The sequence below is a fragment of the Streptomyces sp. NPDC047453 genome (assembly GCF_040643155.1).
In the GTDB taxonomy this organism is placed as follows: Bacteria; Actinomycetota; Actinomycetes; order Streptomycetales; family Streptomycetaceae; genus Streptomyces.
The window spans coordinates 57,195-79,694 of record NZ_JBEYTS010000035.1 but is presented as its reverse complement, the minus strand read 5'-3'; the positions used below and the strand labels follow the sequence as shown (position 1 = coordinate 79,694).

Annotated in this window: 25 protein-coding genes and 4 pseudogenes; 14 read left to right on the top strand and 15 right to left on the bottom strand. The window is 68.8% G+C overall.

The features are described from left to right. The first annotated feature begins 217 nt into the window (after positions 1-217). Positions 218-754 (top strand): hypothetical protein, encoded by a 537-nt coding sequence (locus tag ABZ818_RS26675; RefSeq protein WP_361419538.1) that lies wholly within the window; start codon positions 218-220, stop codon positions 752-754. On the opposite strand, the gene ABZ818_RS26670 is transcribed toward ABZ818_RS26675, so the two are convergent. Then, positions 684-1,220, bottom strand: coding sequence for a hypothetical protein (locus tag ABZ818_RS26670; RefSeq protein ID WP_361419535.1), 537 nt, complete (start codon positions 1,218-1,220; stop codon positions 684-686). The genes ABZ818_RS26675 and ABZ818_RS26670 overlap by 71 nt on opposite strands. Before the next feature lie 12 nt (positions 1,221-1,232). Further along, the gene (locus ABZ818_RS26665) at positions 1,233-1,946 is read right to left on the bottom strand and encodes a DUF4158 domain-containing protein (protein ID WP_361419532.1); all 714 of its coding nucleotides are present in this window, start codon (positions 1,944-1,946) and stop codon (positions 1,233-1,235) included. 108 nt (positions 1,947-2,054) lie between these two features. Here ABZ818_RS26665 and ABZ818_RS26660 point away from each other — a divergent pair, with 108 nt between their 5' ends. Further along, positions 2,055-2,327, top strand: coding sequence for a hypothetical protein (locus tag ABZ818_RS26660; RefSeq protein WP_361419529.1), 273 nt, complete (start codon positions 2,055-2,057; stop codon positions 2,325-2,327). Here the strand turns inward: ABZ818_RS26660 and ABZ818_RS26655 are convergent. The 4 genes from ABZ818_RS26655 to ABZ818_RS26640 all read right to left on the bottom strand — a co-directional run bounded on the left by ABZ818_RS26655 (position 2,312) and on the right by ABZ818_RS26640 (position 4,854). Further along, entirely contained in the window at positions 2,312-2,710 is a 399-nt protein-coding gene (locus ABZ818_RS26655; RefSeq protein ID WP_361419526.1) for a hypothetical protein, read from the bottom strand. The two genes, ABZ818_RS26660 and ABZ818_RS26655, sit on opposite strands and share 16 nt — an antisense overlap. Before the next feature lie 282 nt (positions 2,711-2,992). Next, positions 2,993-3,505, bottom strand: coding sequence for a hypothetical protein (locus ABZ818_RS26650; protein WP_361419523.1), 513 nt, complete (start codon positions 3,503-3,505; stop codon positions 2,993-2,995). A gap of 71 nt (positions 3,506-3,576) precedes the next feature. Further along, entirely contained in the window at positions 3,577-3,792 is a 216-nt protein-coding gene (locus ABZ818_RS26645; protein ID WP_361419520.1) for a hypothetical protein, read from the bottom strand. Between the two features lie 465 nt (positions 3,793-4,257). Then, positions 4,258-4,854 carry a DciA family protein gene (locus tag ABZ818_RS26640; RefSeq protein WP_361419517.1) on the bottom strand — a complete coding sequence of 199 codons (597 nt, stop codon included), beginning with the start codon at positions 4,852-4,854 and terminating at the stop codon, positions 4,258-4,260. Positions 4,855-5,206: 352 nt separating this feature from the next. Here ABZ818_RS26640 and ABZ818_RS26635 point away from each other — a divergent pair, with 352 nt between their 5' ends. Both ABZ818_RS26635 and ABZ818_RS26630 read left to right on the top strand, forming a co-directional pair. Beyond that, positions 5,207-6,010, top strand: a complete 804-nt coding sequence (locus tag ABZ818_RS26635) for a transposase (RefSeq protein ID WP_361419514.1) — start codon at positions 5,207-5,209, stop codon at positions 6,008-6,010. Between the two features lie 284 nt (positions 6,011-6,294). After that, the gene (locus tag ABZ818_RS26630; protein ID WP_361419511.1) at positions 6,295-6,774 is read left to right on the top strand and encodes a hypothetical protein; all 480 of its coding nucleotides are present in this window, start codon (positions 6,295-6,297) and stop codon (positions 6,772-6,774) included. A gap of 186 nt (positions 6,775-6,960) precedes the next feature. Here ABZ818_RS26630 and ABZ818_RS26625 read toward each other — a convergent pair whose 3' ends face one another. From ABZ818_RS26625 to ABZ818_RS26610, 4 genes are all read right to left on the bottom strand, one after another. Beyond that, positions 6,961-7,368: an SseB family protein gene (locus tag ABZ818_RS26625; protein ID WP_361419508.1), complete on the bottom strand. Its 408-nt coding sequence runs from the start codon at positions 7,366-7,368 to the stop codon at positions 6,961-6,963. Positions 7,369-7,449: 81 nt separating this feature from the next. Further along, positions 7,450-7,791 carry a thioredoxin domain-containing protein gene (locus tag ABZ818_RS26620; RefSeq protein ID WP_361419505.1) on the bottom strand — a complete coding sequence of 114 codons (342 nt, stop codon included), beginning with the start codon at positions 7,789-7,791 and terminating at the stop codon, positions 7,450-7,452. 147 nt (positions 7,792-7,938) lie between these two features. Beyond that, on the bottom strand, positions 7,939-9,552 hold the full coding sequence (locus tag ABZ818_RS26615; protein ID WP_361419502.1) for an MFS transporter: 1,614 nt from the start codon (positions 9,550-9,552) through the stop codon (positions 7,939-7,941). A 136-nt stretch (positions 9,553-9,688) separates the two neighbouring features. Further along, entirely contained in the window at positions 9,689-10,693 is a 1,005-nt protein-coding gene (locus ABZ818_RS26610) for an NAD(P)/FAD-dependent oxidoreductase (protein ID WP_361419499.1), read from the bottom strand. A gap of 92 nt (positions 10,694-10,785) precedes the next feature. Between ABZ818_RS26610 and ABZ818_RS26605 the strand changes: the two genes are divergently transcribed. From ABZ818_RS26605 to ABZ818_RS26585, 5 genes and pseudogenes are all read left to right on the top strand, one after another. Beyond that, positions 10,786-11,400, top strand: a complete 615-nt coding sequence (locus ABZ818_RS26605) for an XRE family transcriptional regulator (protein ID WP_361419496.1) — start codon at positions 10,786-10,788, stop codon at positions 11,398-11,400. A 131-nt stretch (positions 11,401-11,531) separates the two neighbouring features. Further along, complete coding sequence (locus tag ABZ818_RS26600) at positions 11,532-12,419, top strand: methyltransferase (RefSeq protein WP_361419493.1); 888 nt, start codon at positions 11,532-11,534, stop codon at positions 12,417-12,419. A 180-nt stretch (positions 12,420-12,599) separates the two neighbouring features. After that, positions 12,600-13,184: a hypothetical protein gene (locus ABZ818_RS26595; protein ID WP_361419490.1), complete on the top strand. Its 585-nt coding sequence runs from the start codon at positions 12,600-12,602 to the stop codon at positions 13,182-13,184. Positions 13,185-13,196: 12 nt separating this feature from the next. Next, positions 13,197-13,406: pseudogene (locus ABZ818_RS26590) on the top strand (DUF1684 domain-containing protein); the annotation flags it as partial. A 143-nt stretch (positions 13,407-13,549) separates the two neighbouring features. After that, entirely contained in the window at positions 13,550-13,837 is a 288-nt protein-coding gene (locus tag ABZ818_RS26585) for a nuclear transport factor 2 family protein (RefSeq protein WP_361419487.1), read from the top strand. Positions 13,838-14,207: 370 nt separating this feature from the next. Here the strand turns inward: ABZ818_RS26585 and ABZ818_RS26580 are convergent, their stop codons facing one another. From ABZ818_RS26580 to ABZ818_RS26570, 3 genes are all read right to left on the bottom strand, one after another. Then, positions 14,208-14,978, bottom strand: coding sequence for a hypothetical protein (locus tag ABZ818_RS26580; RefSeq protein ID WP_361419484.1), 771 nt, complete (start codon positions 14,976-14,978; stop codon positions 14,208-14,210). 368 nt (positions 14,979-15,346) lie between these two features. Then, positions 15,347-15,439 (bottom strand): hypothetical protein, encoded by a 93-nt coding sequence (locus ABZ818_RS26575; RefSeq protein ID WP_361419481.1) that lies wholly within the window; start codon positions 15,437-15,439, stop codon positions 15,347-15,349. Beyond that, positions 15,436-16,347: a hypothetical protein gene (locus ABZ818_RS26570; protein ID WP_361419478.1), complete on the bottom strand. Its 912-nt coding sequence runs from the start codon at positions 16,345-16,347 to the stop codon at positions 15,436-15,438. Before ABZ818_RS26570 ends, ABZ818_RS26575 begins: the two co-directional genes overlap by 4 nt. A 44-nt stretch (positions 16,348-16,391) precedes the next feature. Here ABZ818_RS26570 and ABZ818_RS26565 point away from each other — a divergent pair. The 3 genes and pseudogenes from ABZ818_RS26565 to ABZ818_RS26555 all read left to right on the top strand — a co-directional run. After that, positions 16,392-16,550, top strand: a pseudogene (locus ABZ818_RS26565) (transposase); the annotation flags it as partial. Positions 16,551-17,021: 471 nt separating this feature from the next. Continuing rightward, positions 17,022-17,618: a helix-turn-helix domain-containing protein gene (locus tag ABZ818_RS26560; RefSeq protein ID WP_361419475.1), complete on the top strand. Its 597-nt coding sequence runs from the start codon at positions 17,022-17,024 to the stop codon at positions 17,616-17,618. Then, positions 17,615-17,983, top strand: a complete 369-nt coding sequence (locus tag ABZ818_RS26555; RefSeq protein ID WP_361419472.1) for a DoxX family protein — start codon at positions 17,615-17,617, stop codon at positions 17,981-17,983. The genes ABZ818_RS26560 and ABZ818_RS26555 overlap by 4 nt, the downstream gene beginning before the upstream one ends. Before the next feature lie 694 nt (positions 17,984-18,677). On the opposite strand, the pseudogene ABZ818_RS26550 reads toward ABZ818_RS26555, so the two are convergent. Next, positions 18,678-19,923 (bottom strand): annotated as a pseudogene (locus ABZ818_RS26550) (IS110 family transposase). A gap of 343 nt (positions 19,924-20,266) precedes the next feature. Between ABZ818_RS26550 and ABZ818_RS26545 the strand changes: the two are divergent. Beyond that, positions 20,267-20,542, top strand: a pseudogene (locus ABZ818_RS26545) (transposase); the annotation flags it as partial. 20 nt (positions 20,543-20,562) lie between these two features. Here ABZ818_RS26545 and ABZ818_RS26540 read toward each other — a convergent pair. Next, entirely contained in the window at positions 20,563-21,528 is a 966-nt protein-coding gene (locus ABZ818_RS26540; RefSeq protein ID WP_361419469.1) for an NAD(P)-dependent alcohol dehydrogenase, read from the bottom strand. A 99-nt stretch (positions 21,529-21,627) separates the two neighbouring features. On the opposite strand from ABZ818_RS26540, the gene ABZ818_RS26535 reads away from it, so the two are divergent. After that, positions 21,628-22,308, top strand: coding sequence for a TetR/AcrR family transcriptional regulator (locus ABZ818_RS26535; RefSeq protein ID WP_361419466.1), 681 nt, complete (start codon positions 21,628-21,630; stop codon positions 22,306-22,308). Positions 22,309-22,500: the final 192 nt, after the last annotated feature.

Sequence of the window (22,500 nt, the reverse complement as noted above, 5' to 3'; positions counted from 1 at the left end):
CGTCCCCACCGACACAACCGACAACGACTGAACCAACACCAACCGGGTCAGAATTCAACCGCCCAAAGTGGGTCCGAGTTCAGCCGACGCCGACAGCGTCGGCCGGCGTCACCGTGATGAGGCTGGCAATCGCACGAAGCTTTGAAGCTGTCCCCCTGGCGTATGCGCGCCACAATGAAAGTGCGAAACCGCACTCGGATCCATCGAGGAGGTGGCTATGCCCAGCGCAGCCACCACAACACGGAAAACGGCGGCGGCCCGCTCCCGTCCGAGCGCCAAGTCAGCAGCACAGCAACCCGCCACGGACGGGAAGCTGCACATCCACAGCCTGGATGTGCACGCGCCGGTCCACATCCCCTACCTCACGCCGGGGGACGTGGTGGCCAACACGCAGGCGATGACATCAAGGCTGCCGGCCAGGGATCTTCTCTTCTACGGCGGCCTGGGCGCGCTCGCGGTGGCCGGTGCTCTCGACTGGCCCGTCGCTCTGGCCATCGGAGGTGCCACAGCCATCCTGCGCGGCCAGGGAAGGGGAGGTGAACACATGAGCGACATCGAGCAGGAGCCTCCCGCACCCGAGGAGGCCGGGACCGCTGCCGAGGAAGCGGCACAGCCTGCGGCTGAAGCTGCAGAGGAAACCCCTGCGGCTGAGGAAGCTGAAGCCGCTGCCGAGGAAGCAGAGGCTACGCCTGCGGCTGAGGCGGCCGGGACCGCTGCCGAGGGAGCGGCACAGCCTGCGGCTGGTTCATCCTGATCCCATTCCCGCAGCGGCCCCGCCCGGCAGGATGGGGCCGCCGCGTGACCATCGAACCGCACACCGGGCGCCCGCTTTCCCGGCGATAGAAGAGCGTGCACACCTCGAAGTGCCGTCGGTTGATCTTCCCCGGCTTGTGCTTGTCGAACAGGATGCGCTGCCACATCTGCGAGGCGAAGTCGGCCGAGACCGTCTTCGTCTTCTCGGTGCCGCCCTCCTCGGCGACGGTGTACGTCACCGGCACCCCCTGGCTGCCGCGGTGCCGCATGGCCTGGCAGAACTCCACCGCCTGGAGCACACAGTCGTCGGTGGAGGTGGCGACCATCTGAAGGGTCTCGGTCAGGTCGAGCAGCACCTTGCGGTGGCTGCGGAAGTGCCGCCGCATCAGCGGCGCGTAGTTGTCGCCGTGGCGGGCGGAGACCAACTCGTGGTCCTCCGAGAGCTTGGCCAGCCTCCAGCACCTCACCCAGCACCGCGATCAGCCGCTCGGACTCGCCCGGTGCCGCTCACGGATCTTCTTCAGATCCTCCTTCGTCTTCTTCGTGATCGACCCCATGCGCTTGCACAGCATCGTCACCAGCTGGTCCCGGGCACTCGCCAGCAGCGCACACCGCTTCACCACGCCGACCTTGGACATCTCGGCGGCGTCCAGCACCTTCGTCTGCCCGGCGGAGCGCTCCACTTTCCCCGGCGGCACCCCCTGAAGCCACGTCACCGTTGTCCCCAACGCTTCCAGCCTGTCCAGGTGGGCAAGGTGCTCGCGCAGGTGGGAGACCGTTGGTGCCTTCGCCGGGCGCTTCAGCTCGTCGAACCTGCTACGACCGCCCGCGGGCACCCGCAGCAGTCCCAGCAACCGGGCCTGCTCGACCTCATCCATCCGCGACACGATCGCCGCGACGAAGTCCTCGTTCACCTCGGTCCTGATCGCCGAGACCATCTCGTCCAGCGTGCTGTAGCAGGGCAGCTCCATCCTCGCCTTGACCAGCTTCTCCAGCGCCACGTTGATCAGGTCGGCCGGATTGTCCTTGGTCTGCACGGCCTCCCGAATCGGCGCCGCGGCGACCTCCCGGGCCTTCTCCATTTCGTAGACCACGCCCAGCCGTTCACGGATGAAGTCCCGCTGCCGCGCGGCCGTACGCACCGAGTCGTGCCGCGGCGACACGCTCTCGTCCTGCTCCAGCAGGCCGCGCACATGCTCTCCTCACGCGGTCCTTCCCAGCGGCGCCGTCTGCGGGACCGCGACCGCCGTCCCGGCCTCCCTCGCCGCGCGTTCCGCACGGGCCCGGCGCAGGGCTGCGGCGTGCGAGACGTCGGCCTGGCGGCGCCGCTCGATGCCAGCCCGGCGGCGAACCCGGAGGGCTCCCGCCCGTTCCGCTTCACGGCGGTCGGGCGGCGCCTGCGCGGGGCGCGGGCTTCGCTGCCGCCGTTGTTCTTCGCGGCCAGCCGGGCCTGCTGCAGAGCGACCCGGGGCGAGGTCGACGCCACGCCGGACAGCTTCGGGGTGTCGCCGCCGCTGGTCTGGTCGGTGGTGGTGGTCTGCTCGGTCACGTCGGCCTCCTACCTGTGTCCGTAGGTCATCAGCGAGTTGCGGAAGCCGCTCTTGAGCTGGCGGGCGCGGCGCACCAGGCGCTCGCCGAAGACGCGCAGCGCCGTCTTCGGGTCCAGGGACGTGATCAGCGTCGTCTCGCCCCGCATGAGCTCGCCCGCGGCGGCGGCGCGCAGCTCGGCAAGCTCCTGCTGGCTCGGCTCCAGCACCCTGGCCTGGGCGTCGGCGACGTCGTCCTGGTCCTGGTGGCGGCCGCCGCTCGCCACCTTCCTCACCTGGGCGAACGCCGCCTCCACCTCACGCTGAACCGCGCGGTTGGACGGCGCGTCCCAGTCGCCCTCGTACCGCTCGGTGCGAGCGCGGACCTGCGGATGCGGTGACGGCGGGCGGCCTCCTGGGCACCGCGCCACTGCTCGACGCCGTCGGCCCGCTTGGTCCCGCTTCACGGCGGTCAGGCGGCGCCGGCGCGGGGCACGGGCTTCGCTGCCGCCGTGACGCGGGACGGGCGGGGTGTCGCGACGGCGGGCGGGATGCGCGGCGCGGGAGGTCTTCGGCCGCAGAATCGGACCCGGGGACGAGGAACATTGGAACTGTGACTCTTGCCCCGCCCTCATCCCTCGGCGACGCGCCGCGCACCGCCACGAGCCCCGGCATCCGGTGGGCGACCTGACGCTTGGCCGCCTCACCTCACCTCATCTCCCGAACCGGCGGCGCGCCCGGCGCAGCCGGAAGGGCCGGTGGGCCTGGTCGTCGAGGCACTCCCGGCAGGCGTCGGTGAACGGAATCGTCAGTGCGCTGGTGGAGTCACCGGCCGGGCCGGGCCGGGCCGGGCCGGGCTCGGCGTCGACGTCCAGGCCGTGGACGAGTCGCGCGCATTCCTCGAGGAGCTGTAGCGCGGCCGTCTGGACGTCCGGGCCGTCCTCGAGGAGGACCGCGTCCAGGCGCTGCTCGAGGTCCTGCAAGTTTCCGCGGGCCTGGTCCCGCTCCTCGAACCGGGCCGCGGTGGGCAGAGTAGGCCACCGATCGACGATGTCGGTGATCTCGAGCGCGGGCTCGACGAACGCGAGAAAAGTCTCGGCGCGCCGTAGGTTGGTGCTGGCCCGCCTGCTAGTTGCTGCCAGGCCGGTCCGGACCACATAGTAGGCCACGATCCCGCCCGCGGCCGTGACGGCGAACGCGACAGTGGAAGCGGCAGTGGAGTCCATGCCCGCATTCTGCCCGGCAGGTGAGGTGATGCCATATCAGCCCGGGCCGCCTCACCTGCACCCGGCCCGGCTCAGGCGGTGCGGTGTTCGGCGAGCGCCTGCTCGAGGGCGTCGAGGATCGTCACGATGTCGCCGATCTTGACGCACGCGATCCCGAACGTGACGGTGCCGTCGGCGTGGACGTCGAACTCGTACTCCGCGTACGTCTGCTCGTCCTCGCAGTGGTACGTGCCTGGTCCGCTTTGGCGAACCCGCCGGGGCCCTCGTCGAACCAGTCGGCTCCCCAAGTCCTTTTCATGGCATGGCCGACCGCGGCCTTGGGGAGGTACTCGAACTCGATCGTGGACGCCCTTGGTGCACCCGGAGAACGGCCCGCTGGAGCTGCGCAGCTCGCGCGTGCAGCAGCGCCGTGGCGCCGGCCTTCATGCGGGAGACCGACGTCAACGCCGGGCCGGGCGCTGCTCTCCAGCGTGATCTGATCAAAGCAGAACTCTCATCGGAACACGGAGACGTATCTCGTTCCATCGCAGCTGGGACGTTGCCATCGCCACCACACTTGTCACAGTTCTTCTCGCGGGCGAAGCCATTGGCTTCGCACGTCCGGCACTTGCCCTTGTCCGGATCAGGACATGACTTGCACCGCGGCACAGGACAGCGGCAGCGAGGGCAATCGCAATAGATCGGTGGCTGCCTGACCGGCCGTCATGCCTGGCGGTCAGGCAGTCCTTCCAAGTGGACGGGCCAGGTTCTCGCTAGGCGCGCTCCGCTTGAGCCCGGCGCAGTGCCCTGGAATGGGATGCTTCGGCGGCGCGGCGCCCCTTGGTCCGCGTTTCTTCGAGCAGCGCGGCCCCACCGTCCGGGTCCTGCTCCGGAAAGGCACGTCGGCTGAGTTCACGCATTGCCCTGGTCTGTCGCTCGACTGCCTCCGCGATGCCCGGATCGACTCGCCGCGCGGGCGCGGCGGCCTGGTGCGCGGCCAACGCCTGCCGATAGCCCAGCGAGGCGGTGTCCCGGGTCTTCACCGAAGCCTCGGGTACGGCCGTGGCCGCCGGGCTGGGCTCAGCCGCGCGGGGCGCGGGTGCTGAGCCGGCGGCCAGGACCCGGACGGTGCGCACGGTGTCGATGCCGACCGCCTCGTTCGCCGTGGTAATGATCCGGGCGGTGATCAGCCTCAGCTGGGTGGCGTAGGCGGGCGAGTCTGGGCGCAGGTCCAACTGCCCGCTCTCCGGGTGGAACGCGACGGCCTGGACGTGCTCGGGCAGTCGGGACGACACCGCGGCTGCGATGTCCGGCCAGCGATCCAGCACGCTGCCGCCAGCGGCCGGGACGTTCCAGGCTCGGTCGGCCATCGGCTATCTCCTCGGTGAGGTGCTGGTAGCGGCGGGCCAGACGCCGCAGTGCGGTTCGGACTGCGCAGGCCGGGTCGGCGAGGTCCGCCCCGGGGCGAGAACGGGCAAGCTGCACAATCAACTGGTAGGTGGGCAGGCCGCGCAGGCGTTCCCGGACCTCGGCGGGGGCGGAGACGATGAGCATGCGGATCTGGTTGATCGTCTGGGTGCGGGGCTTGATGGCCGAGCGGCGGACCACTCGCAGGGACCGGATGGCCTCCACGATGCCGTCGCGGGTCTTCGGCCGGCCGTGCGCGCGGCCGGACAGGACGGCGGTCGCGGCGGCGTAGGCATCGACGGGGTCGGACGTGCCATGGATCCGCCGGGCCTTGCGATCTGGGCGGTCGACGTCGACCACGGTCACCTCGTTCGCCCGAAGGAACCGGGCGAGCTCGGAACCGTAGGCGCCCTGTTCCGCCAGGACCTGCGGTCTGTCGGGGCCGAGGACCAGACCACGATCCTGCGGCTGCTGACCGAGCGGCACGACGACCTGGTCCACGAACGCACCCGCGTCCTCAATCGGCTCCACGCCGTCCTGCGCGACCTCCTGCCCGGCGGCGCCCCAACCGGCCTGTCGGCCGACAAGGCCGCCACCGCCATGAAGGCCATCCGGCCCGTGACCGCCACCGACGCCTGCCGCCGCGACATAGCCCGCGCTCTGCTGACCGACCTGCGGCACCTGGACCGGCAGATCAAGGACAACGAAGCGGAGATGCGCGACGCGCTCGCCGCGACCGGCAGCACGCTCACCGCCCTGCCGGGCCTGGGGACAGTGCTGGCCGCCAAGGTCATCGGCGACGTCGGCGACGTCGGCCGCTTCCCCACCGAGCACCACTTCGCCGGCTACACCGGCAGCGCGCCCCTGGACGCCTCCAGCGGCAACAACGTCCGCCACCGGCTCAACACAGACGGCAACCGCGCGCTGAACTCGGTCCTGCACATCATCGCCGTCTGCCAGATCCGAGATGGTGGGCGTGGACAGGAGTACTACCTGCGCAAGATCGCGGTGGGAAAGACGCCCGCGGAGGCCCGCCGGGCCCTGAAGCGACGGCTGTCCAACCTGGTCTATCGGATCATGAAACGCGACCAACGAAAGCACCTCGCTCAGGCCGCTTGACACACAGAGGCGCTATGAGGTCACAGGCGCTCGACCGGCCGCGTGCATAGCGGCACCGCCCAGCCGGCCGACGATTCCTGGAAAGGACAGCCCAAAACGTCGATCGTTCGGTGAGTCAGGCCGCCGAGCGGTGCCAGATCATCCTCACGGACGGGATGAGAGCTGGGGTGGGTGGTGGCTTTAGCACATCTCGGGGGTGGCCCACCGGCACACGGACGGGCCACCCCGCCTCATACAACTACCGTGAATCACTCACCCTCACACAAGGACAAGATGTACAAAACGTGGCAGAGCTCGCTCATGTCGCCCTGACGGCTACGTCCGTACAGGACACCGGCGCGGCTCCTGCCCTACCCACCCGGTTCGGCAGCGCCAACAAGGCCGTCGTCGCCGACACCTGCGTGCGCGCCAACCTCGGCTTCGCCCTGCTCTTCCACCGGCGTAAGGACGGCTTCGTCGCAGACGAGCTCTATTTCTCGACCCGTGAGGATGACGGAACTTGGGCAGCCGCAGACCACCTCTCCGGAGGCGTCACGGGAATCGAGCCCACCAGCCCCCGGGACATCGCAGCCATCCTGAAAGGCAGGTCGATGATGCTGTACGACGAGTCCGAGACGGATCTGCCCACCGGACGGCCTCAGGCCGACGAGGGGTATGAACTGCTGCGCTCCTACACACTGCTCGTGGACCCGGAGACCGACCACCTCGACATCGAGGACACCACAGACGGTGCTTCAGGTACCGGCGCAGGTGCCGATCAGTGAAGCAGAGTTGAGGAAGAACTGATCGAGTGCCGCATGCGCCCCTTGACTCGATCATTGAAACTCCAGGCCGAAGTCGCTACGCCGACCGCGACGTCAAGCTGGCTGCTCACTCAAGCCGCTCGGTTCCTGAAGTGGAGCGCTGGAGCCGCGCTCGCGGAGTTCGAGGCGGCCGTACTGACCTGGCGGTCACACGAGGCAGCGGCCGAGCAGCCACCGCGTCTTGTGCGCGGACAGGGTCAGCTCGTCCTCGTCCCCGGCGTCGATCACCAGCACCACCTCGTCGCTCGGCCAGCGCGAGGCCAGGTCCCGCAGGGTGACAGGCCTGTAGCAGGGCACCTGGGGAAAGGCCCTGAGTAGCCGTTCCTCCGAGGTGAACACCATGACCGCGGGGGCGTCGCTGGCGCTTTCGATCACCGGCAGCACAAGCCGCACGAGTTCACTGCGGTTACGTGTGTATCGGATACCGCCGATCGCAGGAATCAGCACGTCACAGCCGGCCAGCGCCTCCAGGGCCCGTAGGTCCGGGACGGTGGACAGGTCGTGGAGAGCCTTCCGCGCTACCAATTCGAAGACCTCTGCCGGGATCTCAGTCATAGCGCCGCACCCTTTTTTGCACAACGGAACCCGCCCCCAGACGACGGATCCTGTATCTCCGCCTACCCGCAATCGGTCCGATCATGCGGTGAGCCTGCGCACGAGCGCCGTCCGCGCTTGGTTGATGAGGTCGTCGAGTCCAGCCTCTGGCAGGGCGCCGGCCTGACGGAAGATGGCGATCTTCTCGCGCACGATCATGAGGGTGGGGATCGGCGTGATCTCGAATGCCTCCGCCAGGTCTCGCTGTGCCTCAGTGTCGACCTTGGCGAACACGACGCCCTCGTGTTTGTCTGAGACCTGCTCGAAGACGGGCCCGAACCTGCGGCAAGGACCGCACCATTCGACCCAGAAATCGGTGATCACAAAGTCGTTTCCGGAGATGACCTCGTTGAAGTTGTCTGCGGTCAGCTCGATGGTGCTCATGAGTGCTACTCCTGCATGTGATTGGAGTATCGGGTTGCGCTCAGGGCGCTGTGCGGCCGTCGGGCACACTGCGATGTCGCGGTGTGCCCGACGGCCGTCTGCCGTGCGGGCGGCGTCGTGCTCCGTCCGCACGGAGTTCCTGCGAGGTCAGCGGGCGGCGACGTTCTCCGCGGCCCCGGTCTCCGGGGCCGCCTCGGCGTCGGGCTGGAGGGGTGCGATGTTCTTCGGGCCGCGCAGGGCGACGTCGAGGAGCAGTGCGGCCATGACGGCGGCGCCGATCCACATGGCCTGCTGCCAGCCGTCGACGAAGGACTGTTGTGCCGCGTGGATCAGGCCCTGGGCGTGGCTGCCGGTCTTGGGTGCGACCTCGATGGCGTTGGCGATGCCTTCGCGGGCGGTGTCCGCGGCGCCCGTGGGGATGCCGTCGAGCTTGCCGTCGATGGCACTGCGGTAGCCGTTGGCCAGGAGTGCGCCGAGCATGGCGACACCGAGAGCGGTGCCGAACTCGCGTGTGACATCGTTGAGCGCGGAGGCAACACCTTGCTTGGCGCGGGGCAGGGAGCTGGTGATGGCCTCGGTGGAGGGCGTCATCGACAGCCCCATGCCGATGCCCATGGCGAGCATGCCGGCCAAGATGGACAGGTAGCCGCCGTCGACGGATACGAACAGGGCCATCAGGGCCAGGCCGAGGGTGGCCAGGGCGACGCCGACAGTCATGGTGAAGCGGGTGCCGATCTTGGCGGCCATCTTGGGGGCCAGGCCGGAGGTCATCATCATCATGACGGCCATGGGCATCATCGCCACGGTGGACAGCAGTCCGGACCAGCCGAGTACGGCCTGGAAGAACGGGAAGAGGACGACGGCGATACCGGCCTGGACGCCGAAGACGACGAGCAGGGTGATGGAGCCGCTGGCCAGGCCGCGCTCACGGAAGAGGCGTACGTCCAGCAGGGATGCGTCGCGGCGGTGCAGTTCCCAGGCCACGAAGGTGATTGCGGCGATGACACCGACGGCCAGGCTGATCAGAGTGATGGGGGCGGTCCAGCCGCGTTCGGGGCCTTCCTGCAGGACGAAGATGAGACCGATCACGGCGATGGTGGAGACCAGTGCGCCGATGGTGTCGAAGGAGTGGGTGGAGCGTTCGCGGGAGTTGGGCACTGATGTCAGCGCCATCGCCAGCGCGATGACGACCAGGACCACGGGCAGTACGAACAGCCAGCGCCAGTCGGCGACGTCGACCAGCAGGGCGGAGAGGAACATGCCCAGGATGCCGCCGCCTCCGGCGACGCCGGTCCACACGCCGATCGCTTTGCCTCGTTCCTCCTCGGGGAAGGTGGAGGTGATGACGGCCAGTGTGATCGGCATGATCATCGCGGCGCTGATTCCGGCGGCCACGCGGGCGCCGATCATCACCGCGGCCGACGGGGCGAGTCCCGCGACGACGCTGGCGGCGCCGAAGATGATCAGTCCGGTGATCAGCATGGGCTTGCGGCCCAGGCGGTCACCGATCGCGCCGAGCGGCAGCAGCAGGGCGGCCAGGGCAAGGGTATAGATATTGATGATCCACAGAACGGTGGTCTGGGAGGCGCCCCACTCGACGGCCATGTGGGTCTGGGCGACGTTCAGCCCGGACACCGAGGCGATGACAGCCATCAACGCGATCGAGACGGTGATCAGGATCGCGCGCAGCTGACGCGCATCCGGCGCGCCCCCACCGCTTACTGGCGTGTCCGGCGCCTGGGGAGGCTGGTTGGTGTTCATGGTTTCCTTCCGAAAAGGGCATGCAGGATCAGCGCCGGGACAGGGCCGGTCGCCAGGTCGGTGAGGTGGGGACTTGCTTACCGCGCGGGCCGCTGGGTGGCGGGCGCGCGGTTCTTCGGCAGCGGGGGCTTATGTGTCAGCCGGTGGTCTTCTGTGCGGCGGCGAGCGCGGTGTCGGTGTCTGCGGTGGCCAGCAGGGCGTTGATATGGGAGCCGGCCAGGGCGCCGGCTGCGGCGGCGGCGCCGACCTGGGCGGTGAGGTCGGTGGCGTTGCCGGCCACCCACACGCCAGGGATCTCGGTGGTGCCGGCCATGGCGGAGGCGAAGCGGCGGCCCATGTTGTCGGGCAGGTCTTCCATCGGCAGCTTCAGGCCCTCCAAGCCCTCGGTACGGGCCTGCATCTGTGTGGACACAGCCAGAATCCGCCGCCCCACGAAAGTGCCGTCGGTCAGGCGGACGCCTACGAGGGCGCCCTGTTCGGTGACGACTTCCTTGACGTCGGTCTCGATGATGCGGATGTTGCGGGCGGCGAAGCGGGCGCGGGTGTCCGCGTCCACCTCGGTGCCGCGGGTGAAGTAGATGAGGTCATCCGTCAACTGGCGGAATAGCCAGGCGTGGTGAACGGAGGCGGGGCCGGTGGCGAGGATGCCGATCGGCTCGTCGCGGACCTCCCAGCCGTGGCAGTAGGGGCAGTGCACCACGCTGTGGCCCCAGTGGTCGGCCAGGCCGGGTACCTCGGGCAGCACGTCGCGCAGGCCGGTGGCCACCAGCACCCGGCGCGCCGTCAGCGTGCGGCCGTCGGTCAAGGTGATGGTGAACCGCAGGTCGCCGTCCGCTGAGGGGGCGGTGGGTTCGGCCGTGGCCACCTCCCCGAAGACGATTCGGCCGCCGTACTCGCGTACCTGCTGGCGTCCGCGCTTGAGGATCTCGGGGGGCGGGGTGCCGTCGAGGACGATGAAACCGTGCATGGCGGCGGCGGGGGCGTTGCGCGGGGTGCCGCTGTCGACCAGGACGACCGAGCGGCGCGAGCGGGCCAGCATCAGCGCGCCGTTCAGGCCAGCGGCGCCGCCGCCGATCACCACCACATCCACGGTCTCGGTAGGCAGTGCATCGCTCTCGTAGCAGGAAGTCTGCGCAGACATGTCGCGCCCTTTCGTCGTACGTGGCCCCCCGTGCTGGACCATCTGGATGCGACGTTAAACCCACGTTGCATCAAGGGCATACCATGTTGCTTATGGCGCAAGAAGATGGGCAGCTGGACAGCCTCGTACGCAAACGGATCCGCGCACTGCGCGTCGCACAGGGCTGGTCGCTGGAGGAGCTGGCCAGGCGCGCGAACCTCAGCCAGTCCTCACTGAGTCGTATCGAGAACGGTCAGCGCCGTCTCGCCCTGGACCAGCTGGTCACCCTCGCCCGAGCGCTGGACACCACCTTGGACCAGCTCGTGGAGAACGCCGCCGACGACGTCGTCATCAGCCCGATGATCGACGGCACGCACGGCCTGATGCGCTGGCCCATAAAGGGCGACCCCGGTATGAGCGTGATGCGTCAGCGGATGACCGACCCGCCGCCCGACAACCCGGCCCGCATGCGCGCCCACCCCGGCCGCGAATGGCTGGTGGTGCTGTCCGGCACCGCCATCCTCATGCTTGGCCACCGGCGATTTCGCATCGAGACCAACCAGGCTGCGGAGTTCCCCACCATGATGCCGCACGCCATCGGCGCCGAGGGCGGGCCGTGCGAGATCATGGGCATCTTCGACCGCGACGCCCGCCGCGGCCACCAGAAGGACGCCGGCGCCGACGGCTCCGGAGCCGACTGCGGAGGCGCCCAGGGCCCCTGCGAATAGCGGGCCACAGTCGCCCCGAAGGCCCACGGCGTGGTGGGCGATATTGCGTGGCGGGCAGCACACCAGGCCAGCTGCTTGCGCATTACGCAAGACTTCGTGCGGAAAGCGCATGGCGGGCTTACGGTGATGCCATGACCCAAACGCATCAGCACACCCCCCACCATGGCGAAAGCGGTCACTACCCCGACCACGGCGGCCACCAAGAGCGCAGCGATGGCGGTCAGGCGGAGATCCTCGATCTGGACGCCGAGGTGCTCGCCGAGCACATAGCGTCCATCACCGCCTGGCTGCCGCTGAAGAGCGAGCCGCGCCAGATCGTGGACCTGGGCTGCGGCACCGGCGCGGGCACCTTCGCGCTCCTCGAACGTTTCCCCGACGCGCACGTCACCGCCGTCGACACCTCGGCCGGGCACCTCCAGCTCCTGAGCGAGAAGGCATGCGCCCGCGGTGTCGAGGAGCGCGTACGGACCGTGCAGGCCGACCTCGACACCAACGACTGGCCCGACCTCGGCACGCCGGATCTGGTGTGGGCCTCGGCCTCGATGCACCACATGGCCAACCCCGACCGCGTCCTCCGGAGCGTCCGCGAACTGCTCGCCCCCGGCGGCCTGTTCGCCGTCGTCGAGCTCGCGGGCTTCCCTCGCTTCCTGCCCGCCCACGCCCCGGAGAACCGGCCTGGCCTCGAAGAGCGCGCCCATGCCGCGACCGACAGCTTCCACGCCGAGCATGTTCCGCACCGCGGCGCCGACTGGGGCCCGATACTGACAGGCGCCGGCTTCACCGTCGAGGACGAGCGCACCATCACCGTGAACATCGAAGGCGAGCGCAGCGAAGCGATCGGCCGCTACGCCTACGGCAGCCTGCAGCGCATCCGCGGCGTCGCCGCACCCGCCCTCAGCCCCGAGGACCTGGCAGCACTCGACGAACTCCTGGACACCAACAGCCCGAACAGCCTTCTGCGCCGCGAGGATCTCGCCGCACGCACCGAGCGCACCGTCTGGGTCGCCCGCCGCGCCTGACACCCGGCGCAACCCACGGTTGCCCGCCGGGCAGCCCCAGCACCCAATTGCTTGCCTCATACGCAACCACCGCCTGCGCAGCGCCATGCGCTTCGTTGGGCTGAGCAACCATGCCCGCGCACGCCCGCGCAGCGCTGTCGCCGCGACCCCACAGCGTGGCGGAGAGGAAAGGGAGCATTCATGACTGCACCGCAGATCCCCGCCGACTACGAAGCCTGGCGCCAGGGCCGGTGGGAAGAGATCGCCGGAGCGAACGGCAAGGCCAAGGTCGTCGCCAACGCCAAGATCACCGACGCGGGCCCTCACACGCTTCCTGGCATCCCCGGCGAATGGCGCACCACCGAAGCAGGAGACCTGACCGTGACGGCCAAGGCCGTCGACGGAGTGCAGGTAGCCGGCAGCCTGGTCGACGGAACGAGCCCCGTTCCCTCCGGCGGCTCCCTGGAGTTCCCTGACAACCGGGTCGGCTTCGCTGGCGGCGCGGATGGCTCCTACGGCCTGGTCGTCATGGACCAAGGCCGCGTCGAGCGCACCGGACTCACTGGCATCGACACCTTCCCCTACAACCCCGCCTGGGTCTTCGAAGGCCAGTACCGGGCAGCTCCTGAAGGACGCCGGATCGAGGCGCCGCGGCTGACCAGCCCGCGCAGCACCGAGGCCATCCTGGCTCCCGTCGACCTGGCCATGACCATCGACGGCGCCGAATACGTCCTGGCCGTCCTCCAGGACTTCCCCGGCCGGCGACTGGTGATCTTCACCGACTAGACCAACGGCGATTCGACGCCGACGATCGGCCGCTGGCTGGTGCTGCCGCTGCTGGAGCCCGGCAGCACCCTGACGGTCGACTTCAACAAGGCCACGCTCTCGCACCACCACCTGAACCCGGATGTGTTCGTCTGTCCGCTCTCACCGCCCGGCAACCACCTGCCGATGCGCATCGAGGTCGGCGAGCGCGCCCTGATCCACGCCGCTACCGGCCAGAGCTGATATGCCCCACCCCCGCCGGAACCCATCAACTTACTCGTATCGAAGGAAGACCCCCATGAGCCAGGACCTGAAGGAAAAGGCCGTCACCTACCTCCGCGCACTGGAAAACCGCGACTGGAAGACTGCCCGAGCCCTGTGCCGAGATGGCCACCGTCTGGCACAACGACGGCAAGGGCGAGCAGTCCATCGAGGAGAACATCGCCGGGATGGAAGGGCAGATCGAATCCATCGAATCGATGCGCTACGACATCACCCGCCAGTTCTCACAGCCCGCCGAAGTCCTCCAGCAGCACGTGGTACACGTCGCCACCACAAGCGGCATGCGCGGCGAGGTCCACGCCGCCGTCTACTTCGGTTTCGACGATGCCGGACAGATCAAGCGCATTGAGGAGTACGCCAACTTCATCCCCGTCGGCGGCCAGGACAGCTGACGGCGACAGTCAGCACACGCCCTCTCATCGTCACGGCGCACAGTGCGTGGCGCTGCGGGGCGCTGCCGTTCAGGCGAGGTGAGAGAGCGCTACGGCGCCATGACCTCGAAGGGGCTCCACCTACTGCCCGGGGCCACCAACCACCGGATCGGCGGGCCCGGGCAGTGGCTGTGCTCCCCACCTCTCCGCCGCAACTGAAGACCCAGGGAGCGAAAACCAACAGCAGCGCTTCGATTTCAGACAGCCCGTCAGGTCCCACACCACAACAGAGGTCTCGGAGCGAGCCGCACGGCAGGTGCCGCGCCTGGGACACGGGGAGCCACCCCGCGCAAACCCAGGCCCTGCACCGCTGCCTACAGCCATTGCGGCCTCACCCTGAGTAAGGGGCAGCGTGCCGGCCCCGGCGCCGAGTGTCGAGCAGGCGGAACACCGCGAAGAGCAATCCGACCAGGGCCGACCACAGGACGATCACCCCGACAGGACCGGTCCACTTGCCGAACAGTCCCGCCGGAAGGGCACAGGCCACGACAACGACTGCGCGTCTTCCCCGCCGCGCAAGGCCTGCGGGCACCCCCGTCGCGGCGTAGCCGGGTGCGCGCACAATCACGTGCCCGCCCTCGCGGACGACGAACAAAGCGAAGGTGATCAGGCCCAGGGCGGCGGCCGTGGTGAACCCGGGCCGTCCTTCCGGGGTGTCCTTGGAGCGCTGCGTCACACCGTCCTTGTCGACGGCGATCGCGTAGTCCCGCCACATGGTGACGGTGACCACGTCTCCGGCACGCAGGTGCCTGAGCAGCGGCTCGGCTCCTTTCATGGCCACTTCCCGGGGCACGGGGACGGGTCCGCCGAGCTCGAGTGCGTATCGCGCGTACTGCTTGGGCCCTTTCTGGATCACGGTGTCGCGTACGGTGGCCTGGACGGAGCGCAGGCAGTCCTCGGTGACTGCCCTCCCGCAAGGGCGGGCAGCCCGGTAGGCGCGCTCCTCGGTCATGTGGTCGGTCACCGTGGTCAGACCGGCGCCGGCGGCGACGAGCAGGGCGACGCCGAGCAGAGCGGCGCCCGCTCCCCAGCAGCGGTACCAGAGGGTGCGCAGCCGCAGCGCGGGTCGACCGTCACGTCGGTCGGTGCGTTCGTACGGCATGTCAGGTCCACCGTCGTACGCGGGAGCCGATCGTGACGGCGGCCGCCCCGGTCGCCTCGGTCCACTTCACCGGCTGGTACTCGCTCACCACTTCGCCCTGCGCCCTCCCCGCCCGTCGTCGTGCCCGACGATGTTGCGTCAGCGGCATTGAGCCACACCTGTCCCCCCGGCCGCCATACCTGTTTCCGGCACAATCGGCTGACGTGCCATGCCTGACAGCGGCAAGGAGCGGGGTGCGTGACGCTGCCGTACCGGCCCCCTTCGGCCCAGGCGAGCCGTGCCGCCGCGGCCAACCGGACTTCGACGGTTGTGGACGGAGCGCCCAACGGCGACCGGGACCACGACTGCCAGCGCGTCAGGGAGACGCATCAGGCGGCAGCGCTGCCGGCCCTGCGGCGGCGCACCACGAACACGGCACCCGCGCCGACGGCGACCGCGGCACCGCCCGCCACCGCGATCATCGGCAGCGCCGAGCTGAGGCCGGTCTCGGCGAGGTGACCCTGCGGGACGATCTTGTTGTTTCGCCGACAGGCTTGGCCGGCAGCGACTTCTTGCCGCCCTGCGGCTCGGCGTCGTTCGGGGTGCCCGGGTTGGTGCCGGCCGGGAGGACGTCGAACGGGTAGTAGTCGTCATCGTTGGCGTAGACGCAGTTGCCCTTGTCATCGGCGTACATGCCGATGGAGACGGCGTAGCCCATGCCCGCGGGGGCCTTCTCGTCCACACTCAGCCGCAGGTCGATGGAGAAGGACTCCTTGGCCTTGACGTCGGTGTAACCGAGGTGGCCGGCGCCCTCGTCGTTCTCGTCCAGGGAGATGTTCACCCACTGGCCGGTGGACGGGTCCTTGTACTGCAGCGTGAGATGGCTCGTGGTGACCCCGTCGTAATTCTTGTTGATCTGAAAGGCGAACACACCGAGGTCGACACGCTTGTAGGTGTTGTCGCCGAAGTTGTTGACGTGCAGCTTGAAGTGGTGGAAACCGCTGCCCGCGACGATCTTCGAAGGCAGGCCGGACAGGCCGGTGCTCAGGTTCTCGTCGACCTTCTGGTTCTCGGGGTCGTTGCACACCTGCGGGCCCGGCGTCGGCGAAGGCGTGGTGCTGGGGCTCGGGGTGCCGGCGGTCGGCTCCTTGTCGGTGTGGGTGCCCTCGTCCTTCGCGTCGGATCCGTCCTCGGCGCCGTCGGACTTGTCGTCGGTACCGTCCGACTGGTGCTCCTCGTCGGTGTATCCCTTGTCGGTGCCCTCCGACTGGTCGTCGGATTCGGTGGACTTGTCGTCGGTGCCGGTGGATCCGTTGTCCGTGTCGGGCGACTCGGCGGATGTGGTGGTGTTCGAGGTGTCCGCGACGGCGGCCGGGGCCGCAAGAAGCACAGCGGGTGTGACGGCTGCCGTGGCTGCGGCGAGAGCCAGGGAAGGCGATCGGTGCGGTGCTGCCCGGCGCAGCCTGGCAGCGATGCCGCCCCCACTACGCGAGAAGCCTGCTGAGCCAGGTCCCCAAGTCCGCCCAGCCCTGGGTGGTCACACTGCTGCGGACGGTCTTCGAACAGCCCGACGCCGACGCCGCGAAAGCACAAGGGCTTCGACATCACCGGGTTCATCGACTGGAATCAGCGAACGGTCCGTTGCCCTCGCGGCAAGACCCCCATCCACTGGTCTCCCTGGAGGACCAAGGGCCGGCGAACCCGCCATTCATGTCGAGTTCTCCAAGACCGACTGCACTCCCTGCCCAGGCACGGGGAGACTGCACACGCGCCAAGCGTGAACCCCGGCAGCTCACACTCCACCAGCGTGAGGTACGTGGAAGCATTTTTCACCCGCGGCCAGAGGGTCACGATTCAGGCGACGCCGACAGCAGACCACCGCATGCGGAGGGGCGTGCGGTCCTGGGAGAACGACTCAGGCTCAGGACTTGGCCCGAATACGCCAATTGCCCAATGGCGGAAGCGGGTCCGTCGCCACGTTCGTCCCGGCTCCTGGCCTCCGTCCTGAAACCGTGCTGACCGACACCATTGCGTCGGTGTAGCCGCGCCCACTATCTTCTGAACATGTTCACTGAACGCGTTCAGGTAACTCGCGCCGAACGAAAACGGCGGACCACCACCCGCATCATCGAGGCCGCCGAAAGACTCTTCCAGGAGCGTGGCTTCCAGGGCACAACGGTGCGGCAGATCGCGGCGGAGGCGGGTGTTTCCGTGGGTGCCGTCATGGCAGTGGGGGACAAGGAGTCTCTGTTGAGCCTTGTCTACGACCAAGCCATCGCCGCCCGCATCCCCGCGCCACCGGCGGCGGAGTCCGCAGCCTCCGCACTCGACTACCTGGCCCATTACTTCGACCCGTTCCTCGATTTGTTCGCCGAGAACGACGAACTCGCGCGCTCGTACTTCCGGACCCTGACCCGAGGCCAACCCGAGAACGCGGCCCTCGGCGGGCTGCGCACGCTGACCGAGGACAATCTCACCGCCGCGATGGTGCAGGCGGGAATACCCGACCCCCGCGCCCGGCACGGTGCGCAGGTGATGTTCACCAGCTACCTGGGTGAGCTGATGCTGCTTGCCGCGGGATCCACCGACCGGCAGCAGACGGCAACCGGGATCCGGCGCACCGCCGAGTTCGTCACCGCATACGAAGAGGATGACCGATGACCCTCTCTGAACTCCCGTCTCCCGTCTGGCCAATCCTGATCCTGCTCGGGATACAGGCGGGCGACGCCGCCATGATGCTCCGTCCACCGAGATTCATCGTCGACTGCCTGGACGGCGTACGGTTCCCGCGCGACTGGTGGTGGGCGCTGATCACCCTTAAGGCGGCCTCCGTAGTGGGACTCATCGCCGGGCTCTGGGTGCCCGGCGTCGCCATGACGACCACTGCTGCGATCGTCGTCTACTTCCTGGCGGCCGCCGCATCCCACATTCGCGCGCGAGCCTTGAACTCCGCGTTCTGGGTCAACTGCCTGGGCATGCTACTGCTGTCCCTGGCTGTGCTCATGCTGAGCTTCGTGCGGCTGTAACTCACCACGGGCGCTGTAGTTGTGACAGTGTCGGGATCGCCCTCAGGCACGATTCCAGCTGCACGATCGCCGTGACCGCAGCCGGGGTGCTGACGGCAGTGGTGTTCGGGCTCATCGAAGGCATCGGAGCCGAGTGCCGTGGCGATTCCGTGCCTACCCGTGAGGTACGCCGCGTGATCAACTCGCGGCATTGGCATGCGCGGGCTGCTAGGCCGTGTATCGAAAGTGGATCTTGGGCTGTGAATCATCACGGTTCATGGGTCGGGGAGATCTCACGGACGAGCAGTGGGCGGTGCTGGAGCCGTTGTTGCCGAAGGGTGCCAGGACGGTGCGGCCACCCGTCTGGCCTCGGCGGCAGCTGATCGATCACATGAGACCTGAGCGTCGACTCCACGGTTTGCCGCGCCCATCAGCACGGGGCCGGGGCCCGCAAGCAGGGTGACTCACAGAAGGAACCACCAGGCGGCATCTTCACCGAGCCTGCTCGCGCGGCGGGTTCACCACCAAACTGCACTTGGCCGTCGAGCTGGGCCAAAAGCCCATGTCGATCGTGGCGACCGCTGGGCAGTGCGGGGACTCGCCGCAGTTCGAACCCGTCTTGGAGAAGATCCGCGTGTCCCGCATCGGGCCGGGGCGGCCACGTGTCCGTCCCCATCGGGTCCGCGCCGACAAGACACCCCATGCGCCTATGGGGTCAAGCAGCTGTTGTGAGCGTTGGCAGTGCTGGCGGGGCGAAGGCGACCGCTTCGTCGAACTTCTGGCGGGTGGTCAGGCGGTGATGGAGCTGTCCGATCATGCGGTTGAACAGGTTACGGAGGGCCGCGTGGTAGCGGTCGCCGGCTTCCTGCCGGCGGTTGTAGTGGGGGAGGGGCCCGAGTGAAGCGGTGAGTGCGGCGAACGCCCAGTGCCGGCCGGCCGCGGCCAGGCGGCTGTTCTTGATCCGGCGGTGGCTGACGCGACGGCTCTTGCCTGATTCCCTCGTTACCGGGGCGCTACCGGCGTAGGCCTTCAGGTCTCGGGCCGTGTCGAACCGAGAGCGGTCGTCACCGATCTCCGCGAGTATCCGAGCACCGGTGAGCACGGCAAGTCCGGGGAAGCTCGTGATGATCTCCGCGTCGGGATGCTGCGGAAAGAGCTCTTCGGTGTCGTGCGCCAACTCGTCACAGGCCCGGCAGGTTGTCTCGAGTTGGGCCAGCAGTGCACGCGTCTGATGCCCCATCGCCTTCTGGACCAAGGCTGGCTGGCGAAGCGGGGTCCGACGGAGCACTTCGAGGAGCCGGTCGGTCTCGGCCTCGATCCGGCGCTGACGGCCGGCCCGCGTGACAGCGGCTCTGAGCCTGCTTCGGGTGAGCCGGGCGGCCTCGGCCGGAGTGGGCGCGATCGCCAGGATCGCGCGGGCTTCACGCGCCAGCAGCCGTTCCCGCTTGTCGACGAACGCCTCAAGGATCGCTGAGTAGTACTTACTCACGCAGGTGCGAGCGGAGCCGGTTGTGGGCCCGGGTGCGGTCCCAGACCGCGTCCTGCCGGGCTCTGGTGAGGACGGCAATCGCCCTGGCCAGGTCGGAGTCGTCCGACAACGGCCGATGCAGCTCGGCGTCGGTCCGCAGGATGTTCGCCAGGACTACGGCGTCCTGATGGTCGGAGTTCTTGCCGGAGACGACGCGCCGGTCGCGGTAGCGTGCGACAGCCATTGGGTTGATCGCAAACACTCGGCGGCCAGAGGCCCGCAGACAGGCCACGAGAAGTCCGCGAGATGTCTCAATCGCGATCGGGATCGGATCGTCCGGGCTGTCCCCGTTCTCGGCGAGCAACTGAAGCAGGTCCTGGAGGCCCGCTGCGTCGTCGCCGATCCTGAGCTTGCCGAGCAGTCGGGCGTCCCGGTCGACCACGGCAACGTCGTGGTGATCCTCAGCCCAGTCGATTCCACAGGTCACGTGCACCACGCGCCCCTTTCGGGCCTTCCCTGTCCGTCCGTGTCGGGCCGTGGCAGGACCACCCGGCGACCTAATAGAAGCGCTCACGGGCGCACCACCCCATCAGCTGTCCGTGGCCCCAGCAGTGTCCAGGGTCCTCGCTCTCGTGAAGAGCTCCGCGGCTCCAGCTGATCGGGAGGTGTTCCTGGCTACGGCTCGAACCACGGCACGGTATGGCGACCGAGATGGAATCGGCAGAGGCCGTGCACGCGTCCCTCTTGTCGAAGCACTCCCACGCGCTGCATACAGCCCAGACATCTCACCCGGCCCCTGCCAGGACTGACAACTGCCAATCCATAGTGCCTATTAGGCATACGCCTCCCGCAGAAACCGCGCCTACCTGCGCCGCCGCGGAATCCGCTGCACCATCCCCGACAAAGCCGACCGGGCGCGCAACCGCCAGAAGCTCGGCTCCCGCGGCGGCCGACCACCGCATTTCGACCCAGCCGACTACCGCGAGCGTCACGCGGTCGAGTGCGGGATCAACCGCCTCAAGAGGCACCGCGCCGTCGCCACGCGATACGACAAGCTGGCGGTCCGCTACGAGGTGACCGTCCTCATCGCTGCCATCAACGAGTGGCTGTGATCAGTACCTCCACAGGGGTCCTACGCGACCCTGACCACGTACTTGCCCTGGACGCCGCCCGCCTCCAGCGCCCGGTGTGCCACTGCTGTCTCCTCCAAGGGGAAGACCGTGTCCACCGCGGGGCTCAGCTTGCCCTCGATCACATGGCGGGCGAGGTCGTCGAAGTCCGCCCGCGTGGGGTTGCCGCTGAAGAAGCGCACCCGGCCGTGTCCGTGGACCGTGCTGGCCGCGAGGTAGCCGAGCGACGCAGCGGGCCGTTTCAGGTCGAAGGCGATGGCGACCATGCGCCCGCCGGAATTCAGTAGGCGCCGGAAGGCCCGCAGGTCGGTCCCCGCGGTGTCCAGGACCACGTCGAAGCGGCCCAGTTCCGCCGGCCGCACGGTCCGGTGGTCGACGGCCTTGTGCGCGCCGAGCCCGCGGACGAAGTCGAGGTTGGCTGCGCGGGCGAGGGCCGTGACCTCGGCGCCGTACGCCCGTCCGAGCTGGACGGCGGCGTTGCCGACACCGCCCGCCGCGCCCCGGACGAGGAGTCGTTCGCCGGGGCGCAGCCCGGCTTTGTCCCGCAGCGCGGTGATGGCCGTGGTGGCCACCGGCAGCGCGGCGGCGTCCACCAGGTCAAGGCCGTCGGGGAGCCGGCCGACCCGCTCGGCGGGCACGGTCACGTACTCGGCGGCGCTGCCGAACCCGGAGGTGCGGCCCAAGACCCCCCATACGCGGTCGCCGGCCGCGAACCGTGTGACTCCGGCACCCAGTGCGGCGACCTCGCCGGTGAAGTCCAAGCCGACGCGCTTGGGGAATTTCCGGCCGCTCAGGAGGCGGAGACGGCCGGCACGGGCTGCCAGTTCGCCGCCGTTGACGCTGAACGCGCGCACCTTCACAAGGACCTCGCCGGGGGTCGGCTCGGGGCGTGGCACGCGGCCCGTGTAGAGCACATCGGGGCCGCCGTAGCGGTCGTAGAGCACTGCCTTCATCATGCGGTCGTTCATCGTTCTGCCTTTGCCGCCGGGAGCCGTACGGGTCTGGCATCGACCGTAAGCTCTTAAGTGGACACAATCGTCCGTTTGGACCGGAAGCGAGAGACAGTGATGGCGGAATCCTCTCGGATCACGGCCCGGGACGGGGTGCGGGCGGACGCCCGGCGCAACCGGGAGCGCGTCCTCGTCGCCGCCCGTGCGGTCTTTGCGGAGCACGGGATCGACGCCCCGATGGCGACCGTGGCCCGTCGGGCCGGGGTCGGCGTGGCGACGCTGTACCGGCATTTCCCGACCCGGGACGCTCTGGTGCGGGGCGCGTTCGCGCAGCAGATGGAGACCTGCGCGCGGGCGCTCACCGAGGCTCTGGCCGCCCCTGACCCGTGGCAGGGCTTCCAGCAGCTGGTCGAGACGGTCTGCGCTCTGCAACGGGAGGAACGCGGGTTCCCGGCTGCGTTCGTCGCGGCCTTCCCGGAAAGCACGTCGGAACACGCGCAGTCCCGGCAACGAGCCGAGCGGGACTTCACGACCCTGGTACGCAGGGCCCAGGCGTCGGGCGCACTGCGGGCCGATTTTCACCCTTCCGACCTCGCCGTGGTCCTGTTGGCACACTGCGGTCTGGTGACCGCCCTACCGGATGATGGTGCAGCGTCCCGGCGCCTGGTGGCCTATCTGCTCCAGTCGTTCCGCACCGACACGGCCAACAAACCGCTGCCTCCGCCGACTGCGCTGACACTGCGCAGCCTCCCGATTGCAACTGACAGTCCCCAGGGGCAGCGGCCCCCCAGAGCCTGACATGAAACGGTACCTGCCGCAGGGCACGTCCAGTCCGACAACTCCACTTTCGCAACAGCCCCCTACTAGGGGTAAGGGCCTGACGATGCCGATGCTGGATCAGCCGCCAGAGGTTCCCGTACGACGCCGTACGGCCTGGTCGTCACGCGGCCGACGCATGAAGAAACGGCACTTTCCCCGGAGGGAAAGTGC